The organism is Microcystis aeruginosa NIES-4325, from assembly GCF_008974145.1.
Classification (GTDB): Bacteria; Cyanobacteriota; Cyanobacteriia; order Cyanobacteriales; family Microcystaceae; genus Microcystis; species Microcystis aeruginosa_G.
Genome location: NZ_BJKP01000011.1, coordinates 34,882 through 55,479 on the forward strand (window position 1 = coordinate 34,882; position 20,598 = coordinate 55,479).

The 20,598-nt window shown below is 44.2% G+C and carries 17 protein-coding genes; 13 read left to right on the forward strand and 4 right to left on the reverse strand.

What is annotated here, in order from left to right:
• The first annotated feature begins 120 nt into the window (after nt 1–120).
• Nucleotides 121–2,853 carry a cation-transporting P-type ATPase gene (locus tag MiAbW_RS08105; protein WP_151695755.1) on the forward strand — a complete coding sequence of 911 codons (2,733 nt, stop codon included), beginning with the start codon at nt 121–123 and terminating at the stop codon, nt 2,851–2,853.
• A gap of 44 nt (nt 2,854–2,897) precedes the next feature.
• Here MiAbW_RS08105 and pyrC read toward each other — a convergent pair whose 3' ends face one another.
• Nucleotides 2,898–3,932, reverse strand: coding sequence for a dihydroorotase (gene pyrC, locus MiAbW_RS08110; protein WP_151695680.1), 1,035 nt, complete (start codon nt 3,930–3,932; stop codon nt 2,898–2,900).
• A gap of 599 nt (nt 3,933–4,531) precedes the next feature.
• Here pyrC and MiAbW_RS08115 point away from each other — a divergent pair.
• The 3 genes from MiAbW_RS08115 (at nt 4,532) to MiAbW_RS08125 (ending at nt 8,156) form a co-directional block, all read left to right on the forward strand.
• The gene (locus MiAbW_RS08115) at nt 4,532–6,178 is read left to right on the forward strand and encodes a DNA methyltransferase (RefSeq protein ID WP_151695756.1); all 1,647 of its coding nucleotides are present in this window, start codon (nt 4,532–4,534) and stop codon (nt 6,176–6,178) included.
• A gap of 201 nt (nt 6,179–6,379) precedes the next feature.
• A complete protein-coding gene (locus tag MiAbW_RS08120) occupies nt 6,380–7,126 on the forward strand; it encodes a hypothetical protein (RefSeq protein WP_151695681.1) in 747 nt (248 codons plus the stop codon).
• A gap of 163 nt (nt 7,127–7,289) precedes the next feature.
• Entirely contained in the window at nt 7,290–8,156 is an 867-nt protein-coding gene (locus tag MiAbW_RS08125; RefSeq protein WP_151695682.1) for an Rpn family recombination-promoting nuclease/putative transposase, read from the forward strand.
• An 81-nt stretch (nt 8,157–8,237) separates the two neighbouring features.
• On the opposite strand, the gene MiAbW_RS08130 is transcribed toward MiAbW_RS08125, so the two are convergent.
• Nucleotides 8,238–8,792, reverse strand: a complete 555-nt coding sequence (locus MiAbW_RS08130; protein ID WP_151695683.1) for a Uma2 family endonuclease — start codon at nt 8,790–8,792, stop codon at nt 8,238–8,240.
• Between the two features lie 207 nt (nt 8,793–8,999).
• Between MiAbW_RS08130 and MiAbW_RS19570 the strand changes: the two genes are divergently transcribed.
• The 8 genes from MiAbW_RS19570 (at nt 9,000) to recN (ending at nt 18,185) form a co-directional block, all read left to right on the forward strand.
• Nucleotides 9,000–9,176 (forward strand): hypothetical protein, encoded by a 177-nt coding sequence (locus MiAbW_RS19570; protein ID WP_172967354.1) that lies wholly within the window; start codon nt 9,000–9,002, stop codon nt 9,174–9,176.
• On the forward strand, nt 9,173–10,231 hold the full coding sequence (locus MiAbW_RS08135) for a DUF3326 domain-containing protein (RefSeq protein WP_151695684.1): 1,059 nt from the start codon (nt 9,173–9,175) through the stop codon (nt 10,229–10,231). The genes MiAbW_RS19570 and MiAbW_RS08135 overlap by 4 nt, the downstream gene beginning before the upstream one ends.
• A complete protein-coding gene (locus tag MiAbW_RS08140) occupies nt 10,228–10,809 on the forward strand; it encodes a CPBP family intramembrane glutamic endopeptidase (RefSeq protein ID WP_151695685.1) in 582 nt (193 codons plus the stop codon). Before MiAbW_RS08135 ends, MiAbW_RS08140 begins: the two co-directional genes overlap by 4 nt.
• Nucleotides 10,810–10,904: 95 nt before the next feature.
• A complete protein-coding gene (locus tag MiAbW_RS08145; protein ID WP_151695686.1) occupies nt 10,905–11,348 on the forward strand; it encodes a DUF3531 family protein in 444 nt (147 codons plus the stop codon).
• 252 nt (nt 11,349–11,600) lie between these two features.
• Complete coding sequence (locus MiAbW_RS08150) at nt 11,601–13,955, forward strand: GH116 family glycosyl hydrolase (protein WP_151695687.1); 2,355 nt, start codon at nt 11,601–11,603, stop codon at nt 13,953–13,955.
• Nucleotides 13,956–14,552: 597 nt separating this feature from the next.
• Complete coding sequence (locus tag MiAbW_RS08155; RefSeq protein ID WP_151695688.1) at nt 14,553–15,611, forward strand: DUF2157 domain-containing protein; 1,059 nt, start codon at nt 14,553–14,555, stop codon at nt 15,609–15,611.
• A gap of 88 nt (nt 15,612–15,699) precedes the next feature.
• Nucleotides 15,700–16,380: a two-component system response regulator RppA gene (gene rppA, locus MiAbW_RS08160; protein WP_151695689.1), complete on the forward strand. Its 681-nt coding sequence runs from the start codon at nt 15,700–15,702 to the stop codon at nt 16,378–16,380.
• A gap of 50 nt (nt 16,381–16,430) precedes the next feature.
• The gene (gene recN, locus MiAbW_RS08165; RefSeq protein ID WP_151695690.1) at nt 16,431–18,185 is read left to right on the forward strand and encodes a DNA repair protein RecN; all 1,755 of its coding nucleotides are present in this window, start codon (nt 16,431–16,433) and stop codon (nt 18,183–18,185) included.
• Here recN and MiAbW_RS08170 read toward each other — a convergent pair.
• Complete coding sequence (locus MiAbW_RS08170; RefSeq protein WP_151695691.1) at nt 18,162–18,803, reverse strand: Uma2 family endonuclease; 642 nt, start codon at nt 18,801–18,803, stop codon at nt 18,162–18,164. The genes recN and MiAbW_RS08170 overlap by 24 nt on opposite strands.
• Before the next feature lie 122 nt (nt 18,804–18,925).
• Here MiAbW_RS08170 and MiAbW_RS08175 point away from each other — a divergent pair, with 122 nt between their 5' ends.
• Entirely contained in the window at nt 18,926–20,098 is a 1,173-nt protein-coding gene (locus MiAbW_RS08175) for an NAD(P)/FAD-dependent oxidoreductase (protein WP_151695692.1), read from the forward strand.
• 15 nt (nt 20,099–20,113) lie between these two features.
• Here MiAbW_RS08175 and MiAbW_RS08180 read toward each other — a convergent pair whose 3' ends face one another.
• Nucleotides 20,114–20,389 carry a hypothetical protein gene (locus MiAbW_RS08180; protein ID WP_002768833.1) on the reverse strand — a complete coding sequence of 92 codons (276 nt, stop codon included), beginning with the start codon at nt 20,387–20,389 and terminating at the stop codon, nt 20,114–20,116.
• Nucleotides 20,390–20,598 lie beyond the last annotated feature (209 nt).

Consider the following 20,598-nt stretch of genomic DNA (forward strand, 5'->3'; position numbering starts at 1 on the left):
GGGAAAAATCAGCAATCGTGAACCGATACAAGACAAAAGCGCTTATGGTGTGCAGCAAGAGCAAGAACCTATCCGACTGATAGGATCAGAATATCCATCTGCTAAATATTGGAGAGCATGATGCCAGTTAAATTATCGTGGCCCCTGTATCATCAACTTTCTCAACCAGAAGTGATTGAATACTTGACCAGCGATGGGTCAGCGGGCTTATCAGCAGAAGAAGTGGCCAGTCGCTACGAAAAATATGGCCCGAATGAACTGCGATTTAAGCCAGGGAAACCAGCTTGGTTGAGATTTTTGCAGCAATTTCATCAGCCGCTACTCTATATTCTCCTGCTTGCGGGTACTATTAAGGCATTTTTAGGGTCTTGGACGAATGCCTCGGTGATTTGGGGAGTTACTCTGATCAATGCCATTATTGGCTATGTGCAGGAAGCTAAGGCGGAAGGTGCGATCGCTTCCCTAGCCAAAGCCGTAACCACAGAAGCGACGGTGTTGCGAGAGGGACAAACCCTCCGGATTCCATCTCGGGATTTGGTGCCTGGAGATATCGTTTTATTGGCATCGGGGGATAAAGTACCGGCGGACTTGAGGCTGCTGAAAGTCCGGAATTTGCAGGTGGATGAGTCTGCCCTGACCGGGGAATCCTTGCCAGTGGAAAAAGCGATCGAACCCTTACCCGGGGATACGCCCCTAGCAGAAAGGACAAACATGGCCTACGCAGGGAGTTTCGTTACCTTTGGACAGGGCAAAGGGATCGTTGTGTCCACGGCCAATGCCACCGAAGTGGGGCAGATTTCCCAGTCGATGGAAAGCCGAGTCAGCCTTAGCACACCCCTGACCCGTAAATTTGCCCAATTTAGCCGCACCCTACTCTACGCAATTTTGACCCTAGCAACCTTGACCTTTGCCATCGGGTTAGGACGGGGGAAATCTTGGATTGATATGTTTGAAGCTGCCGTTGCCCTGGCAGTGAGTGCGATTCCGGAAGGGCTGCCGGCAGTGGTAACGATTACCTTGGCCATTGGGGTCAACCGCATGGCCCGTCGTCATGCGATTATTCGTAAACTGCCCGCAGTGGAAGCATTGGGGAGTGCGACCGTCATTTGTTCCGACAAAACCGGAACCCTAACCGAAAATCAAATGACTGTACAGTCCATTTATACCGAGGGGCAATATTACGCCGTTAGTGGTGGTGGCTATAGTCCCAGGGGCGAAATTAGTCTGATCACCGATGGCAACCCTGGCAGCCCCTTTGCAGAGGAATTGCCCCCGGCCCTGGGGGATTGTCTGGTAGCTGGTTTGCTTTGTAATGACTCCCAGCTAAAACAAACGGGAGAAGATTGGTCAGTGGTGGGGGATCCTACGGAAGGGGCGCTGATTGCGGCCGCCGCCAAAGCAGGTCTCAGTCAATTGGGGCTATTGTCTTTAACCCCACGATTGGATGCAATTCCCTTTGAATCTGAGTACCAATATATGGCAACCCTGCATGATGGCATACCTCGTCTGATCTATGTCAAGGGATCGGTTGAGTCGCTGATGCGTCGTTGTTGCCAGATGATCGATCGCTATGGTCAGATGACCGCGCTGAACGTCGAACAGATCGAGCAAGCGGTGGAAACGATGGCAGAGCAGGGTTTACGGGTGCTTGCCTTGGCCAAAAAAGCAGCAGCGACCCATCAGCATTCTATCGACCATGAGGATATCGAAACAGGCTTGGTGTTTCTAGGATTACAGGGCATGATTGACCCGCCTCGTCCAGAGGCGATCGCTGCCGTTCATGCCTGTCAAAGTGCCGGGATTCGGGTCAAGATGATTACTGGTGATCATCTTGTCACGGCGCGGGCGATCGCTGAACGGATGGGCATTAAAAGGGCAGCACAAGTCTTAGCATTTGAGGGAAAACAATTAGCGCAAATGGATAATCATCAACTGGCCCAAGCGGTTGAAGATGGATCGGTATTTGCCAGGGTTGCTCCTACCCAAAAACTGCAACTGGTGGAAGTACTCCAGTCTCAAGGAGAAATCGTGGCGATGACGGGCGATGGTGTCAATGATGCGCCGGCTCTCAAGCAGGCCGATATCGGCATTGCCATGGGGAAAGGAGGAACGGAAGTCGCCCGGGAATCTGCTGATATGCTCCTCACTGATGATAACTTTGCCTCGATCAAGGCCGCTGTGGAAGAAGGACGCACCGTTTATCAAAATTTACGCAAAGCGATATCTTTTCTCTTACCCGTCAATGGTGGTGAATCGATGACCATTCTGATCAGTACTTTACTGGCGCGAGATTTACCCATCCTCTCCCTACAAGTACTCTGGTTGAACATGATCAACTCGGTCACGATGACTGTTCCCCTGGCCTTTGAAGCAAAATCCCCCGGCATTATGCAGTCACCACCACGCAATCCCAATGAACCTTTGATCACCAAAAAACTATTGCGCCGAATTTTGGCTGTTTCATTGTTTAACTGGATTCTGATTTTTGGTATGTTTGAGTGGGCTAAATCGACCACAGGAGATATTGCCGTTGCCCGCACAATGGCAATTCAATCCCTTGTGGCAGCACGGGTTATCTATCTGCTCAGTATCAGCCAATTAGGGATGAGCCTAGTGGACTACCTGCGCCGTCAGTCAACGTCGATCACTAATGCACCGATCCTAATTTTGGGGATTGTGGCTGCTGTTGCCCTACAAATTTTGTTTAGTCAATGGGGGGTGATGAACAGTCTGTTTGCAACAGCCCCACTAACCGGTCATCAATGGCTAATCTGTTTATTGCCGATGCCGCTCATGGTGCTTTGGGCAATTTTTGCCAATGTTATCGATCCTCCTCATTGTCATGGGAAATAACTAATCGTCAATTCTTGACCGCAACTACCAAGACTGGCGGTTTTCTATTCCCCTAATTGCCAGGTTATCTCTTCACCTGCTCGTAACGGCACCAGTCCGGATTCGGGAAATGGCAATTCATCGGGAATGCGCCAAGGGGTTTTGGTTAAGGTGATTTGTTCGGTATTTCGGGGGAGTTGATAAAAATCTGGCCCGTGGAAGCTGGCGAACCCTTCCAGTTGCTCAAGTGCATCAACGCTCTCAAAGGCTTCTGCGTACAACTCTAGGGCGTGCAGAGCCGAATAACAACCCGCGCAGCCACAGGAACTTTCTTTGCTGTAGCGAGAATGGGGTGCGCTATCGGTCCCTAGAAAAAACTTGCGGTTGCCCGATGTGGCCGCTTGCAAAAGTGCCAAACGATGATCCTCTCGTTTCAAAATCGGCAGGCAATAAAAATGGGGACGAATGCCACCGGTAAAGAGAATGTTTCGGCTAAATAATAAATGTTGGGGCGTAATTGTGGCGGCGACGTTGTTGTTAGTAGATAGAACAAACTTGACCGCATCGGCAGTGGTAATGTGTTCAAATACGACACGCAGTTTCGGAAATCTTGTTATCAGTGGGATTAAGTGCTTCTCAATGAACACTTTCTCTCGATCGAACACATCAATATGACCATCAGTAACTTCTCCGTGCAGTAGTAGCGGCATATCCAGCTGCTGCATCGTCTCAAAAACGCCATCGCACCTACGAAGGTCCGTCACCCCCAAGTCGGAATTAGTTGTGGCACCGGCCGGGTAGTATTTCACCGCTTTGACAAACTGGGAGGCTTTCGCCGCCATAATTTCTTCGGGACTGGTATTATCGGTGAGATAGAGGGTCATCAGTGGCTCGAACTTTTGACCCTCTGGAACTGCTGCCAGAATGCGATCGCGATAGGAGGCAGCATCAGCCACTGAGCGCACTGGGGGCTTTAAATTCGGCATGATAATGGCACGGGCAAACTGACGCACCGTATGGGGTAGAACCGCTTTCATTGCCGCACCATCGCGGAGATGAAGGTGCCAGTCGTCGGGTCGAGTTATTGTGAGTCTTCGCATTGTTCAATCATACTACGGTTAGGGTTGCCACCTCACCCAAGATAAGGGTTTTAGTTGATTGGAAAGAACCTTTGATTTTAGCAGCGAAATTGATTTGACGGTGACAATAATTCCTCTTGACAAAATCCCAGCACTTGACATATACTTATTTATATAATGGGAATCCGTGCCTGCCTGCGACCCCCTCATTTTCAGGCTAGATAGACTTAAGGAAAATTAAATTTTGGGCGCACACAGTTCGAGCAACTCACTGACCACGATGCGCTTCTTTTTGCATGAGTAGAAAACGGGTTTCTCGGAGAAACCCGTTTTCTGTGCGTTACTCAACGGATTTATAATTCCTCTTGACAAAATCCCAGCACTTGACATATACTTATTTATATAATGGGAATCCGTGCCTGCCTGCGACCCCCTCATTTTCAGGCTAGATAGACTTAAGGAAAATTAAATTTTGGGCGCACACAGTTCGAGCAACTCACTGACCACGATGCGCTTATTGTAATTAGTACAATTATATTATTTTCTGGAGCGATTGTATTTTTCCTCTTTAAGGGGGAATAATAATACAATTGAGAATGCAGTCAATCCCCTTAATCTCTATGGTCAATAAACTATACTACGGTGATAACCTAGAAGTGCTGCGGAAATATATCAAAGATGAATCGATCGATCTTTGTTATATCGATCCACCCTTTAATTCTAAACGCAATTACAACCAAATTTATAACAACTTAGGCAAGGAAGATCAAGCACAAGCACAAGCGTTTGTAGATACCTGGACATGGGATAATCACGCTAACGAAGCTTTAGAAGAAATTCAAAGCAACTATCAGGGTAAATTTACCAGTCAGACTATCGATTTAATTGACGGTTTAACCAAAGTTTTAGGTAAAGGCAGTCTTCTCGCTTATCTGGTGAGTATGACTCTGAGGATCGTGGAAATCCATCGAGTTTTAAAATCTACCGGTAGCTTTTATCTCCACTGCGATCCTACTGCTAGTCATTATTTAAAAATAGTTTTAGATGCTATTTTTTGCTCTCAGGGGGGTGATTTTAAAAATGAGATTATTTGGAAACGAACGTCAGGGCATAGTGATTCTAACAGGTATGGAAGAGTTCATGACGTAATTTTCTACTATTGCAAAAGCTCAAAAGTAGATTGGTATCAGCAATATCAAGCCTATGATCAAAAATATATCGAGCAATATTATAAATATAGTGATTCTAATGGTCGTCGATTTATGTCTGGAGATATAGGAGCGTCTGGTTTATCAGGTGGCGGCTACGATTATGAGTGGAAAGGAATAAGAAGAATTTGGCGTGTGCCAGAAGAAACAATGAAGAAACTAGATAAGGAAAACCGCATTTATTATACAAAAAATGGCTTTCCCAGACTGAAAAGATACTTAGATGAAATGGAGGGATTGCCTATACAAGATACTTGGATAGATGTCGAAGCTTTAAGATCATGGCATACCGAAAAACTCGGTTATCCCACGCAAAAACCAGAGGCATTGTTAGAAAGAATAATCAAAGCAAGTAGTAATAAAGGAGATGTAATTTTAGATGCCTATTGTGGGTGTGGAACGACTATCGCTGTAGCAGAGAGATTAGAGAGAAACTGGATTGGAATTGATATAACCTATCAGAGTATTAGCTTAATGTTAAAGCGATTAGAGGACTCCTTTGGTAAAAATGTTTTAGACAAAATTGAACTGAATGGTATTCCCAAAGATCTAGAATCAGCCAAAGCATTAGCCACTAAACCCGATGATCGTACCCGCAAAGAATTTGAGAAATGGGCGGTTTTAACCTATAGTAATAACCGGGCTGTGATTAATGACAAAAAAGGGGCAGATAAAGGAATCGATGCTATTGCCTATTTTCAGGGAGATAAAGACAATCGGGAGAAAATTATTTTTCAAGTAAAATCTGGTAATGTCAAATCGGGAGACATCAGAGATCTACAGGGAACTATGACACTACAAGGGGCAGCCCTGGGTATATTTATCACCTTGAAACCCCCTAGCAAAGATATGATACAAACAGCCAAATCTGCGGGAATTTATCGCGGTCGTTATATGAGTCAAAGTGTCGATAAAATTGAGATTGTGACAGTACAAGAAATCCTTGAACAGAAAAAACGTCTCGATGTTATCCTCACCTTTGAAGTCCTGAAAGCTGCCGAAAAACAAAGGGAAACCCAAGGACAACAAATGAGTTTAGATATACCCTTCCCCGATTAAAGTTTTTTTCTAAAAAAGACTTGACAAAATCCCCGTACTTGACCCATACTCTCTGAGGGTACGGGTAGAAAGTGGACGCTATCAGTGTCTTGTCCACACCAGTCCGTTAGATTGTCGGTAATCTCGATTTCCTCCCTACTGATTCGGAGAGGGGCAGAAAAACCGCATCTTTTCTCGATTTATTTTTTTATCTCCCAGAAAATGCGTAAACTCTTTTCCGCTTTCTTCCTCGCTGCCTTAATCACCACCCCCGTTATCCTACCTTCTCCAGCCTTAAGCGAAGTTCGTCAAGAACGGGTACAATTCAAAGCAGGAACATCTGGAACAACCATTCAAGGCAAAATCAAGGGAGGACAGGTCGTTCAGTACCTAATTCGCGCTAATGCTGGGCAGAATATCTCCCTTGCCTTCAATAGCGATAATGGGGGTGCTTCTTTCAACCTTTTTGCACCGGGTAAAGTCCCCGGCAAGGATGCGGCGATGGTTATCGGGTCTAACGCCGGTAACACTTATGAAGGAATCCTACCAGCGGACGGCGATTATACGATCCAAGTGGGTTTGATCCGCAATTCAGCGCGGAATAATGAGGTGGCTAATTATCGCCTAAAAATCTTTATTTCCAATTACTACGACCAAAGCGATGCCAAAGTACCCGGAACAAATTACCATGCTACGGGTAGTGTTACCTGTTCTATGGGCGACGGAAAACCGGCGGGATCTTGTCCCTTTGGTGTCACCCGTCGAGGCAACGGTAGTGCTGATGTCACTGTCACCAAACCCGACGGCCGCAAGCGTATCATTTTCTTTGAAAAAGGGAAAGCGATCGGCTACGATGTTAGTCAGGCGGACTCCGGGGCGTTTAGTGCCTCGAAAGAGGGCGATATTTATTTTATTCGCATTGGCAAAGAACGCTACGAGATTTTTGAAGCGATCATCTTTGGGGGTTAGGTGCTGCTTTTCGTAACAGCCAAGCATAAAATCCCCATTTAGGATAGTTTGAAGTATATCTGGGCCTTTAGGAAGGTTTTTAACCCTCCTTTTGTTATTTTTTGGGATAGGGTTTTGATTTTGTTAAAATATAGGTCAGACTTAACCTATAATTGAATTGAAAATGTATGATTCTACCTGTAAATTTATCGCCCTTGAATATTCGAGAGACTTGGCCGATTGGTTACTGGGTAAACCCTTAGAATTAACAGAAATTAAACCCTCGGAATTATCCCTAGAGCCAATTAGAGCCGATACTTTAATCTTTTTGGAGTCGGAAGAATTAATCTTACATATCGAGTTCCAAACCGACCCTAAAGAAGATATTCCCTATAGAATGCTAGATTATGCCACCAGACTCTATCGACGCTATCCCCGTAAACCTATCCATCAAGTGGTTATTTATCTAAGGAAAAGTGACTCGCCCAAAGTCCGACAGAATGATTATAAACAAGGGAAAACCTCTCATCAATTTGAAGTGATTAGACTTTGGGAACAACCCTCGGAACCCTTATTAAAGGCCCCCGGACTGTTTCCTTTTGCCATACTCGCTCAAGCGGAGAAACAAGAAAACTTACTGCGGCAAATTGCCCAAGAAATCGAGCAAATCAGCGATAGTCGAGAACAAAGTAATCTGGCTGCATCTACTGCAATTCTAGCCGGGTTAGTATTAGAGAAAGACATCATCCAACGATTATTGAGGAAAGACATCATGAAAGAATCAGTTATCTATCAAGAAATCTGGTCGGAAGGTTTACAAGAGGGACGACAAGAGGGACGACAAGAGGGACGACAAGAGGGACGACAAGAGGGAGAAGCTAACCTAGTTTTACGTCTATTAAATCGGCGTGTAGGGGACATTTCTCCCGAATTATTGCCCAATATTCGCAGTCTTGACCTAGAACAGTTAGAAAACTTGGGAGAAGCTTTGTTAGATTTTCAGTCACCACAGGATTTAGAACAATGGCTGGAAAATTGCCGAGCCAGTTAGTACAAGTAAACTAAATGCTGTCTGTCTATCCATTGCCATGGAAGCAGCAAGCTCTCAACTCCCTTGAGAGTAGTTCACATTTTAATCTATTCCCCGGTAGAGATCGGCGATCGCTAACTCTAGGTTAATACTTGGCAGGATCACCCGATCGCCTGTCTCGTAAATAGTTGTTTCCCATATCCCCTGAGAATTACGACGACGGCATTCCACGCGCTGGACTTCTTGGGAAATTAATACATATTCTTCTAAAGTTTCTATCTGTTGATAATCTTGGAATTTTTCGCCCTTGTCAAAAGCGGCCGTACTGGGGGAAAGCACTTCCGCAATTAGTTTCGGATAGCGTTTCAGATAACGATCTTGGCGATCGCGCGGATCGCAGGTAACAAAAGCATCGGGATAGTAATAAAACTGATCTTGATAGTTAACCTTGACATTACCCGAGTAAAACCGACAGTCTGTAGAGTCGCCGAAATGTTCGTCAATGACTTTGAGAAAATTGAAGGCAATGCGATCGTGATTATCCGTACCGCCGGCCATCGCATAAACCAAACCACGTCGGTATTCATGACGGATCTGACTCTGGCGCTCGATAGCGAGATATTCTTGGGGACTGATGTAGTTGGGAACTGCGATCATAATCTCTAGGGGAAAGCCTACTATTAATCATAGTACGAGAACGGCTCTGGCTCTCCTATTCTTTGTGTGATCAGTTTAACTTACATAGCAGCGATCGATCTTTGTGTCCTTCGTGTCTTTGTGGTTCCTGACCCAGAGAGCCGATAAACCAGCGCAAGAGGGCAAAATCTTGATAAACTGAGGGGATAACTATCCTGGACCATTCCCATGACCACTCACTTTATTAGTGCCGAAATCGACCTACAGGAAACCCCGCAACAACTGCAGCAAGAAATCGAAAAAGAATTAGCCAAACGCGGTGAACCCTTGCGTTGGGCAATCACAGAAGTGGATACCGAGAATAATCAAGTCAAAATCGAAGCGATTGTCACCACTGCCTCGTGAATTCCCGTCCCTATACCGCCGTACTAATTATTCCCACTGGCATCGGGGCCGCGATTGGCGGTTATGCTGGGGATGGCATTCCCGTGGCCAGAGCGATCGCCCAAGTTTGCGATCGCCTAATTACCCATCCCAATGTCCTTAATGGCGCACAACTGTACTGGCCTCTAGCCAACACCTATTATGTGGAGGGTTACGCTTTAGATCGTTTTGCCCGGGGGGATTGGGGATTAAGTCCCGTCCATCAAAATCGCATCGGGTTAATATTCGATCGCGCCATTGAATTTGACCTCTTGCAAAGACACCTTCAGGCTGCCGATGCTGTCCGGGCCACCCTAGGCTTATATCTGACCGATTACGTTATCACCGATGCCCCCTTAAATGTGCAGTTGCGAGGGGCAGCCTCTGGGGCCAGTTGGGGAACAATTGGCAATCCCGACAGCTTGCTGCGGGGAGCAGAAAAACTGATTAAGCAGGGCCGAGCGGAAGCGATCGCCATTGTTGCCCGTTTTCCCGACGATCCCGATAGCATTGCCCTGGCTAATTATCGCCATGGTCAAGGGGTGGATCCCCTTGCCGGGGCCGAAGCGGTAATTTCCCATCTGGTGGTGCGACAATTCCAAATACCGGCGGCCCACGCCCCCGCTTTAAGTCCGCTGCCCCTCGATCCGCAACTTTCCCCCAAGGCCGCGGCCGAAGAAATCGGTTATACTTTTTTACCCTGCGTTTTGGTGGGTTTGAGTCGCGCCCCCCAATTGGTCAAGCGGCCCGCTCCCAATGCTATTTGGGGCCGGGAGGTGGACGCGCTGATCGTTCCCGCCAGTGCCTGTGGATCCAGCACAGTTTTAAGTTTTTGTCAAGAGAAAACTGTACTGATTGCCGTGCGGGAAAATAGTACAAGAATGAAGGTGGCCCCAGAACCTCTAGGGGTGAAAGCAATTAGGGTACACTCGTATATGGAGGCGATCGGTGCGATCGTTTGTCAACGGGCAGGGGTTAACCTAGCATCTCTTCGCCCTAATTTAAACTCTTTACGCTGTTTATCCGAGAATCCGTGACTAATTCCCCTAATCCCGAATTTGATCCCCTGACACGCACACAAGTCCTCACCATTATGGCGGTAACGGCGATTATCTTGCTGGTAGTCGCCAAAGTTTGGCAATATTTCGGTGCGATCGCTATTCCCGCCATTCGCTGGACTCTCCCAGATTTCCTGTTCGGATTAGCCTTAGCGGGGGTAATTAGTGGAATTAGTGGGCTTCTCTATCGTTTTTGGTCTAGTTATCGCCATAGTGCTAACGCTTACTTAGAATTAGTCATTAAACCTTTAGCTTGGCCCGATTTAATTTGGATTGGATTACTGCCGGGGTTAAGTGAAGAATTATTATTTCGTGGGGTAATTTTGCCAGCTTTGGGCTTAAATATCTTTGGTTTAACCGTTTCTAGTCTGATTTTTGGCATCCTCCATTTTAGCGGTTCCCAACAATGGCCTTATGTTATCTGGGCAACTGTTGTCGGTTTTGCCCTCGGTTATACCGTCATCATAACTGGTAATTTATTAATCCCGATCCTCGCTCATATTATCACCAATCTCCTCGCTAGTTTTCTCTGGAAATTACAGCATAGTAATCAGTAATCAGTAATCAGTTATCAGTTATCAGTGGGTAAGTAATCAGTAATCAGTTATCAGTTATCAGTTATCAGTGACTACTCCTGTCTCCTATAAAAAAAATGGAAGTGCAATTTCGCGAATTTAATCCTTTTGATGTCTGGTTTTGGCTGGAATTTTCCACAGTTCCCTCGAATATAGAACAGCAGTATGTAGAAGAAGTTTTTGCCTCTTGGTTTTATTTGGGTAAATTAGGGGCTTTCAATGCCGAAAACCTACAGGTACAGGAGGTGGGAATCGATATTAGTTATATGGAATACGATCCAGATATGGCCGAAAATGCCTTTATGTCACCGATGCACAATATGACCGATTTTGAATACTTAGGTACTTGGGGACGTTGTTGGTTTGATCTCGGCACTAGCGATCCTATTGCTTTAGATATTTTAATCAATGCCTTGACCCAATTAAGTAAGGATTTTGTCGATATTAAACGTTTAATTATCGGTGGAGAAAATCAAGATTGGCCAGTTAGCGATCGCAGTAATTATCTCTTTAGCGAATAATTAGGGTTTACTGAAAAAGTTTCTTGGTGGAGTCAGTAGACCTCTTGCAAAAGTCTTAAGTATATCCTTGTACAGCAACATTTTTGAAGATTATCAACTACTAATAAATAATTAACTGAAAGTCCCTCCCATTATTGTTTCTATCGTTTGTTTTCGGATTTATGCAAGAGGTCTAGTATTCTCCGAGTCAGGAGTTTCCCACACCTCACTTCCCCACTTCCCCACACACACCCCACTTCCCCACTTAAATCTATGCTTAATCTCGTCTCCCTTCCAGAAATTCCCGCAGCCGCTTGGAAACGTCCTCTAGGCAAAGGTTGGGAAAAACCCTATAGCGTCCGCTACACCAGCAATTTAGATGATGGTCCTTGGCATGGGATGCCCCTAGGGGGATTTGGGGGCGGTTGCATCGGACGTTCCCCCAAAGGTGACTTTAACCTCTGGCATCTGGACGGCGGTGAACACAGTTTTAATAGCCTTCCTGCCTGTCAATTTAGCATTTTTGAACAAACAGAAGACGGAAGCGCCCAAGCCTACGCTATGGCGACGGAAAGACCCACGGATGGAACATTATCGCGCTGGTCGTGGTATCCATCCGAAAAGGGAACATATTCGGCCCTTTATCCCCGCAGTTGGTATGAGTACAAAGATGTTTTTCAGACTCAATTAATTTGCGAACAATTCTCACCGGTTTGGGCGCATAATTACCAAGAAAGTAGTTATCCTATTGCCCTATTTGAATGGACGGTTCATAACCCCACCGATAAACCGATTACTATTAGTATTATGCTGACTTGGCAAAATACAATCGGTTGGTTTACTAACGCGATTAAATCCCCAGTGGTTAAAGTGAGAGATGATGGTAGTCCCGTCTATGAATATCAATCGAAATGGGGGGAAAGTGAGGGTAATTATAATCAATGGATTGTCGATAATTTCCGCATTGGCTGTCTGATGCGTCGGGATTACGAAGACCCCAGGGAAGGGGATGGACAGATGGCGATTGCTAGTATCACTAATCCGAGTCTAGAGGTATTCTATCTGGGTAAATGGAACCCTGCGGGCGATGGGGGCGAAGTTTGGGACTATTTCGCCATGAATGGCTCTTTACTGGATATTGAGGACGAAACCCCCGCCGAAAAAGGGGAACAAACGGCCACGGCCATGGCGATTCGTTTTACCATTCGTCCGGGGAAAACTCGCAAAATTCCTTTTATTTTAGCTTGGGATTTACCCGTCACCGAATTTGCCCAAGGAATTAACTATTATCGTCGTTATACGGACTTTTTCGGTCGCAATGGTCAAAATGCTTGGGCGATGGTACGCACAGCCTTAAAACACGGCGATACATGGCGAGAAAATATTATTAACTGGCAAAAACCGATCCTAGAACGCAGCGATCTGGCCGATTGGTTTAAAATGGCTTTATTTAATGAATTATACCTCCTAACTGACGGCGGCACTCTCTGGACAGCAGCCACGGAACAGGATCCTATCGGTCAATTTGGGGTCTTAGAATGTATTGATTATCGTTGGTATGAAAGTCTTGATGTGCGTCTCTATGGTTCCTTTGGGTTACTGATGTTATGGCCGCGCTTAGAAAAGTCCGTCATGGAAGCTTTTGCCAGGGCAATTCCCAGCAGTGACAATACTCCTCGGATTATCGGTTATAACCAAGCTAGTGCCATTCGTAAGGCTAAAAATGCCACTCCCCACGATTTAGGCGCCCCCAATGAACACCCTTGGCAAAAGAGTAATTACACCAGTTATCAAGATTGTAATCTCTGGAAAGATTTAGGCAGTGATTTTGTTTTATTAGTCTATCGGGATTATTTATTAACGGGGGCTAAAGATGAGGATTTTCTGCGGGAATGTTGGCCGTCAATTGTCCTGACTTTGCAATATTTAAAAACTTTTGACCTTGATAAGGATGGGATTCCCGAAAATTCCGGCGCACCAGACCAAACCTTTGATGATTGGCGTTTACAGGGAATTAGTGCCTATTGTGGTGGTTTGTGGATAGCGGCACTAGAAGCGACGCTTAAAATTGGGGCAATTCTTGGGGAAGATACGGCAATTTTTGCCAGTTGGTTACAGCAATCTCGCGCTATTTATCATGATACTCTCTGGAATGGAGAATATTATAATTTAGATAGTGGCAGTGGTTCCGATGTGGTGATGACTGACCAATTATGTGGTCAATTTTATGCCCGTTTATTGGCTTTACCGGATGTGGTAGAAAATCAATACACGCAATCAGCTTTAAGTAAGATTTATGAGGCTTGTTTTCTCAAGTTTTATGGGGGAAAATTTGGGGCAGCTAATGGTTTAAAACCCGATGGTACTCCCGAAAATCCCGAGGCTACTCATCCCTTGGAAGTTTGGGTAGGAATTAATTTTGGGTTGGTGGCTTTTTTACTACAAATGGGAATGGAAAAGCAAGGATGGCAAATTACGGAGGCGGTGGTGCAACAAATTTATGAAAATGGCTTACAATTTCGCACCCCAGAAGCAATAACGTCGGTGGGAACTTTTCGCGCCTGTCATTATTTACGCGCCATGGCTATCTGGTCCATCTATGGGGTTTTGACGGAATTTCAGGGCTAAGTTTTCTTTGCGACTAACACTAGGTCGCCTTTTATCAGTTTTAATGTAACAATGCCATTAATATACACAATTCTGGCTTTAAGTCAATAGCCTTTACAAAACTTCAAAAATTGCCTCACAAAAAAATGTCATCCCTAGGGGCTTTTTTTGGGGAATGGTATCAATACAGTCCCCTGATTGTCTCGTTTTTGCGTTGATTTGAGGCTTAACGCTTAGACTAAGCCCACAGCATACCACCACTATACCAGATTAAGAAATGTAGTCAACCCCGATTTACAGCCAAATTTGGGCAAATTCTGGGAAAGTTCAGATATTGTAACTTCCTTGTTACATTTAACTGATTGGCTAAAGTATTTAAATATTTTAATTATTTAATAATAAATAATATAGCGTTTCCTAAGCTAGTGAGGTACACCTATTTTTCTTCCCTTTTGCCTTTTGCCTCTTGCCTTTTGCCTAAAACCCATAACTTTTGTACCTCAGCAGACTGAAAAACGCTATAATTTATACTTATAATAATCCCTTCTCTCCACTTGCCACTCTTCCATACCTTTTAAACAGGATTTAGTATCATTAGCTTAAGGACTATAGAAGATTATGAGACTAGAAAAAGAAGATTTTGATTGGGCGGTACAAGAAAACCTAATTACTGCCAGCCAAGCTGAAAATTTATGGACGGCTTTTTTGTCCCGTTATCCCCAAGAAGATGAAGTTAATCGCCCTCGCTTTAATTTTGCTAATGTGGCCTATTATTTTGGGGCATTAATTGTTATCTCCGCCCTAGGGTGGTTTATGAACAAAGCTTGGGAGAGTTTCGGCGGTGCAGGCCTATTTTTTATTGCCCTGTTTTATGCAGTTTGTTTTATTTTTACGGGAAAAAATCTCTATTTTCGGCAAAATCTCAAAATACCTGGCGGCCTTTTATTTACCATGGCAGTGGCAATGACTCCCTTAGCAATCTACGGTTTACAACGCTGGACAGGATACTGGCAGGCCGGAGATCCTGGCATCTATCGAGATTTCCATACATGGATTAAAGGCAGTTGGTTTTTAATGGAATTAGGCACGATTATCGCAGGATTAATAACTTTGCGATTTGTTAAATTTCCTTTTTTAACTGCACCCATTGCCTTTAGTCTGTGGTATATATCAATGGACTTAACCCCTTTACTATTTGGAGAAAACGAATATACATGGAGACTGCGACTGTGGGTATCATTTTGGTTTGGAATTGTCTGTTTAATAACGGCCTATTTAATTGATGTACGTCAGCGTCGCAGTCGGGGCGATTTTGCTTTTTGGCTATACCTATTCGGATTAATTATGTTTTGGTTTAGTCTATCTTTCCTAATCGAGGATAATGAAGCGCAACGATTTTTGTACTGTCTAATTAACTTGGGATTGATGTTATTATCCATCCTGCTAAAAAGGAGATTATTTGTGGTTTTTGGAGGTATCGGAGTCTTTGCCTATCTTTCCTATCTTTCCTATCGTCTCTTTGCCGATTCAATTTTCTTTCCCTTTGCCCTAACCGCCCTAGGACTTAGTATTATCTATATGGGAGTTTTATATCAGCGTCATTACCAAACCTTGGCTAGATTTATTGAAAGTTATATTCCTCTCGAATGCCGCAATTTATTACCCAAAGATCGATAATTAGGAGAAATGGGGATATGGGGAAATGGGGATATGGGGAGATTCAACTAAAAAAAACCAAAAACCCAACACCATCTTTTTTACTTTTATGAAAATACTTATCGTTGATGATGAAAAAGAATTAACCGAACCCTTAGAACAAATTCTTGCTCAAGAAGGCTATGACGTTGATATTGCTAATAATGGTCGGACGGGGTTAGAATTGGCACGAGAGAATAATTATGACCTCTTAATTCTCGATTGGATGTTACCCCAGCAATCTGGATTACAAATCTGTCAATATTTACGCGATCAGGGGGACACCACTCCCGTTTTATTTCTAACCGCTAAGGATACCATAGACGATCGAGTGGCGGGATTAGATGCCGGTGCTGATGATTATTTAGTCAAACCCTTTCAACTGCGAGAATTATTAGCGAGAGTCCGCGCTTTATTGCGTCGTTCTCCCAATTTTGAAGCTAGTAATAGCAGTAAATTAAAATGCGCTGATTTAGAACTCGATAGCGAAAATCAAGTGGCCTATCGTCACGGTCGCACGATTAGTTTATCAGCAAAAGAAGTACAATTGTTAACTTTATTTATGACCCATACCGGGCAACTTCTCACCCATGAACAAATTTATCAGCATCTCTGGTCAGAAGGAGAGCAACCTAATAGTAATGTAGTTCCTGCCCTGATGCGCTTGCTGCGGCGTAAAATCGAAGTGGCCGGAGAAACACCTCTAATTAATACTGTCTATGGGAAAGGCTACCGTTTCGGGGAAAATTAGGGGATGCTGAAAGATAATAAGAATAGCAACTGATTACTGATTACTGATATATGTTATCCTGCCTACAAATTGAAAATTTTACCCTCATCGATCGCTTAGAACTAACTTTCGGCAGCGGATTAAATGTACTGACCGGTGAGACGGGGGCAGGAAAATCGATTATATTAGATGCGATCGATATTGTTCTCGGTGGTAAAGTCAATCATCGCGTCATCCGTCAGGGAAGCCAACAATCAACCCTAGAAGCAACTTTTTCTCTGACTCCAGAATTAATTGTTTGGCTAGAAAGTCAGGAAATTGACCTATTAGAGGATAATACTCTAACAATCAGCAGGGAATTAGTGATTACTAATAATTCCTTGCGTTCTCGTTCTCGGATTAACGGAGTCGTCGCTAATCGCCAACAAATGGCGCAAATAAGAGATTTGTTGGTAGAAATCACTGCCCAAGGTCAAACAGTCCAGTTAATGGACGCTAATCGACAGAGGGAATTATTAGATCTCTACGGGGGTGAGTCGCTGCTGCGGCAGCGGGAACAAGTAGCCACAGCCTACCTTAACTGGCAAGAAAGCAAGAATAGTTTAAATAATAGGTTGCAATCGGAACAAAATCGCCTACAGAGATTAGATTTACTAGAATATCAACTAAAAGAACTAGAATCAGCTAATTTAACTGACGCTGACGAGTTGGAACAGTTGGAACAGGAAAGAAACCGACTCTCCCACGCTGTCGATTTGCAAAATTCCAGCTATCAAGTCTATCAACTACTCTACCAAAATGATCGCGATCAACCCGCCGTCGCTGATTTGTTAGGAAAAGCTGAAAATATCTTGACAAATATGATGGTTTATGATAGCAGTTTAGAGCCAATTTTAGAGATGGTGCGATCGGCATTAAATCAGGTGGTGGAAGCGGGACAGGAAATCAACGTTTATGGGGATAGTCTAGAGGCAGATCCCGATAGATTGAACGAGATAGAAGAGAGAATTGTCCAACTTAAGCGCATTTGTCGCAAATATGGCCCAAGTTTAGCTGAAGCGATCGATTATTATCAGAAATTACAGCAGGAATTAGCGGAGTTGACGGGAGAAGGACAATCGATTGAGGAATTAGAAAAAATTTGTCAGCAACAGGAAAAAATCTATCGAGAAACTAGCACCCAGTTGACCTTTTTGCGACAAGAAACCGCTAGTCAACTAGAAAAACAATTGGTACAGGAATTAAAACCTTTAGCCATGGAAAAGGTGATTTTTGTCTGTCGGATTGCCCCGGGTAATCCTAGCAGTCTGGGAGTCGATCAAGTGGTATTTTATTTTAGTCCCAATCCAGGGGAAAAAATCCAACCTTTATCCAGTACCGCTTCCGGAGGAGAAATGAGTCGTTTTCTCCTAGGGTTAAAGTCCTGTTTTTCCCAATCTCAATCGGCAGCGGCAACCCTAATTTTTGATGAAATTGATGCGGGAGTATCGGGAAAAGTTGCCCAGTCAATTGCCGATAAATTAGATCAATTAGGTCAACAATATCAGGTTTTATGCGTCACTCATCAACCCTTAGTGGCTGCTTTAGCCGATCACCATTTCCGAGTTTATAAACAAATGATTGCTGAAGATAATCCCACCAATCTCTCGGAAATTCGCACGGTTGTCCGGGTTACTTCTCTCGATAATCGTCAGACGAGAAGGGAAGAATTGGCACAATTAACGGGAGGAAATTCGGCAGCGTCTGCCATCGCTTTTGCCGAGTCTTTATTGGATAAAGCGGCTGCCAAAAAACAGGAGGATTTAACCTTGAAATTGACTGATTAACCAACGTCCTACCTGACTTTGATCCTTGCTGCGCGCCTGTTGTAAAGCTGACTCTAAAACCGCCAGTTTTAAATTAGGTAAAACCTTTGATATATCAATTCTTTTGCTACCTAGATCGATTATTTCAAAAGCAAATATTTGGGGATAATCTACCTTAACACTCCAGTATTCACTCACTCCTAATTCTTCATGGAGTAAGCGTTTATTGCCTAGGTCATCATTAAGGGTAGATTTTGAGATTTCAATGACTAAATCTGGTGGGGGATACTGATTTAAATCAATAATTGAAGTACCGTAGGGAATTAGATTAGCTTTGTCAGCAAAATAATAAGATATATCCGGTTGGACTTCTCGATAACCAGACTTGCGAAAACTGCAATTATCTTTGGCACTAAAGGCCAGATTTTTTAGGGTAGCATAGAGACTAACAGCGAAGATCAAAATAGCATGATCGCTGGCATGATCGTTACCAATAGGAGTCATTTCTAATCGATAATAGCCATTGTAATAATAACTTTTCCCTTGATTTTCTGGGAAGTTTTTAATTGCTGCTAAGTATTCTTCCCAACTACCTCTAATCCATAAGTCAGTCATCCCCCTATTTTCTAGCTGTTGCATAGTTATCCGATCCCGCTTTGAACTTTTTCTCTGATTATAGCAACTATTGATCAAATCAGAACCAGGAAACTGAGCAAGTATTAATGATAGAATAGATTAATCGAGTAAAAATTAGCCCAATTATGACCACAACTTATGATTATATAATTATCGGTGGTGGTATCACCGGTTCCGCCTTAAGCTATGAACTAGCTAACCTAGGCAGTCGAGTCCTCTTATTAGAAAAAGAAACCCATCCCCTCAACGCCACTTTCTACAGTTACGGTGGTTTAGCCTATTGGTCGGCCACCACAGAAATCCAGAGAAAATTATATCAAGAAGGTCGAGAAATTCAGCGCAATTTATCCCAGGAATTGGGCATAGATAACGAATACCGGGACATAGACTTAATTCTCACCGTTAACCCCGAAGATGACCCAGCTACTGTGGCCGAAAAATTTGCTATCTTTACTATTACCCCCGAAATTCTCGATCCGCAGGCAGCGATCGCTTTAGAACCCCTATTAAATCCCGCAGCTATCTCCGGAGTTTTACGACTGCCCCACGGTCACATTAACGCCGAAAAAACTAATTTTGCCTATCAACAAGCTTTTCTGCGTCTGGGAGGCACGATTATTCGGGAAGCTGTCATCGAATTAATTGAAACTGCATCGAGAATTACTGGCGTAAAAACTCCTAAAAATAATTATTCTGCCGGGGAAACTATCGTCTGTGCTGGGGGATTAACCAGGTCTTTACTGCAAAAATCCGGTATTGCTGCTCCCGTCTATTTTACCCATGCCCAGGTGATCAAAATTCCCCCCAGCGAGATAAAATTAAACACCCTAGTTATGCCTGCAATTGCTGCCAGATTGCTATTAGAGCAAAAAATCACCCAACTAGAAAATCAGGGCATTTGGCAAAGAGAAACCCCAGAAATAATTGCCAGTGTTTTAGAAACGGGGGCGGTACAATTCCGGGATCAAAGCCTTTATCTAGGGCAAATTAGCGCCATTATCACCGATCCTGGCGCGATTTTAAACCCTCTGGCCGGGGAAAAAGCAATACGGGCCGCCGTGGGGACATTGCTGCCCCCCTTGGCCTCTCTCCCCGGCAGCTGTCATCATTGCCTAGTGGCCTTTGCCCCCTCGGGACGGCCCCTAGTGGGAGCGATCGCCGATAAAGTGGGATTGCAGGTATTTTCTGGTTTTACCAGTACACTTGTATCTGCTCCGCCCCTGGCCCGACGTTTTGCGCATCATCTGCTGGGGGAAAATGACGAAATAATTACAAAAGTCAAAAGAGAAATTAACTGATGATTGCCATTAATCCTAATCGACTTTTTCCAACTGCCAAAGAATTTGGTTTCCCTCCCGTCTGACCCGGGAGATTACCCAATTTCGCCACGGCCAATGGTCGCCTCGACTGGTAACGGCACCTGGATTAATATCCATTAAATCGGCTACTTCGGCGCTGGTAATCAAATAACCGCGATTGGCCACTTCATCGGCAATGCGTAGGGTTTCGATGAGATTTCTTAGCTGGTCAACTCTTTCTCCCCGGGGTAATTGGATTTCATCGCCAGCGCTATTAGGTGGTTCATTCATAGTTAGGGTCTGGTCAAAGTTTATTAACAATTAAAAATTGTCGGTTGAGGCAAACAAGCAAGCTTCCCCTATCGTTATTCTATCGATTCTATCAATAATAGTTCCCATCAAAACAGTCCTAAGCTGTTCGTAATTTAAATTGCTTGTTGAGACGAGGCAAGAGGCACTCTTGCAAAAGGCAACAGTAAAGGGATTGGGGGCGGTTCGGC

Coding starts and splice junctions, on each gene's coding strand:
- MiAbW_RS08130 (WP_151695683.1), bottom strand. CDS start 8,792: ATGATCGCAGTTCCCAACTACATCAGTCCCCAAGAATATCTCGCTATC.
- MiAbW_RS08115 (WP_151695756.1), top strand. CDS start 4,532: ATGGTCAATAAACTATACTACGGTGATAACCTAGAAGTGCTGCGGAAA.
- recN (WP_151695690.1), top strand. CDS start 16,431: ATGTTATCCTGCCTACAAATTGAAAATTTTACCCTCATCGATCGCTTA.
- MiAbW_RS08180 (WP_002768833.1), bottom strand. CDS start 20,389: ATGAATGAACCACCTAATAGCGCTGGCGATGAAATCCAATTACCCCGG.
- MiAbW_RS08145 (WP_151695686.1), top strand. CDS start 10,905: ATGGAAGTGCAATTTCGCGAATTTAATCCTTTTGATGTCTGGTTTTGG.
- MiAbW_RS08120 (WP_151695681.1), top strand. CDS start 6,380: ATGCGTAAACTCTTTTCCGCTTTCTTCCTCGCTGCCTTAATCACCACC.
- MiAbW_RS08155 (WP_151695688.1), top strand. CDS start 14,553: ATGAGACTAGAAAAAGAAGATTTTGATTGGGCGGTACAAGAAAACCTA.
- MiAbW_RS08150 (WP_151695687.1), top strand. CDS start 11,601: ATGCTTAATCTCGTCTCCCTTCCAGAAATTCCCGCAGCCGCTTGGAAA.
- MiAbW_RS08105 (WP_151695755.1), top strand. CDS start 121: ATGCCAGTTAAATTATCGTGGCCCCTGTATCATCAACTTTCTCAACCA.
- rppA (WP_151695689.1), top strand. CDS start 15,700: ATGAAAATACTTATCGTTGATGATGAAAAAGAATTAACCGAACCCTTA.
- pyrC (WP_151695680.1), bottom strand. CDS start 3,932: ATGCGAAGACTCACAATAACTCGACCCGACGACTGGCACCTTCATCTC.
- MiAbW_RS19570 (WP_172967354.1), top strand. CDS start 9,000: ATGACCACTCACTTTATTAGTGCCGAAATCGACCTACAGGAAACCCCG.
- MiAbW_RS08125 (WP_151695682.1), top strand. CDS start 7,290: ATGTATGATTCTACCTGTAAATTTATCGCCCTTGAATATTCGAGAGAC.
- MiAbW_RS08170 (WP_151695691.1), bottom strand. CDS start 18,803: ATGCAACAGCTAGAAAATAGGGGGATGACTGACTTATGGATTAGAGGT.
- MiAbW_RS08175 (WP_151695692.1), top strand. CDS start 18,926: ATGACCACAACTTATGATTATATAATTATCGGTGGTGGTATCACCGGT.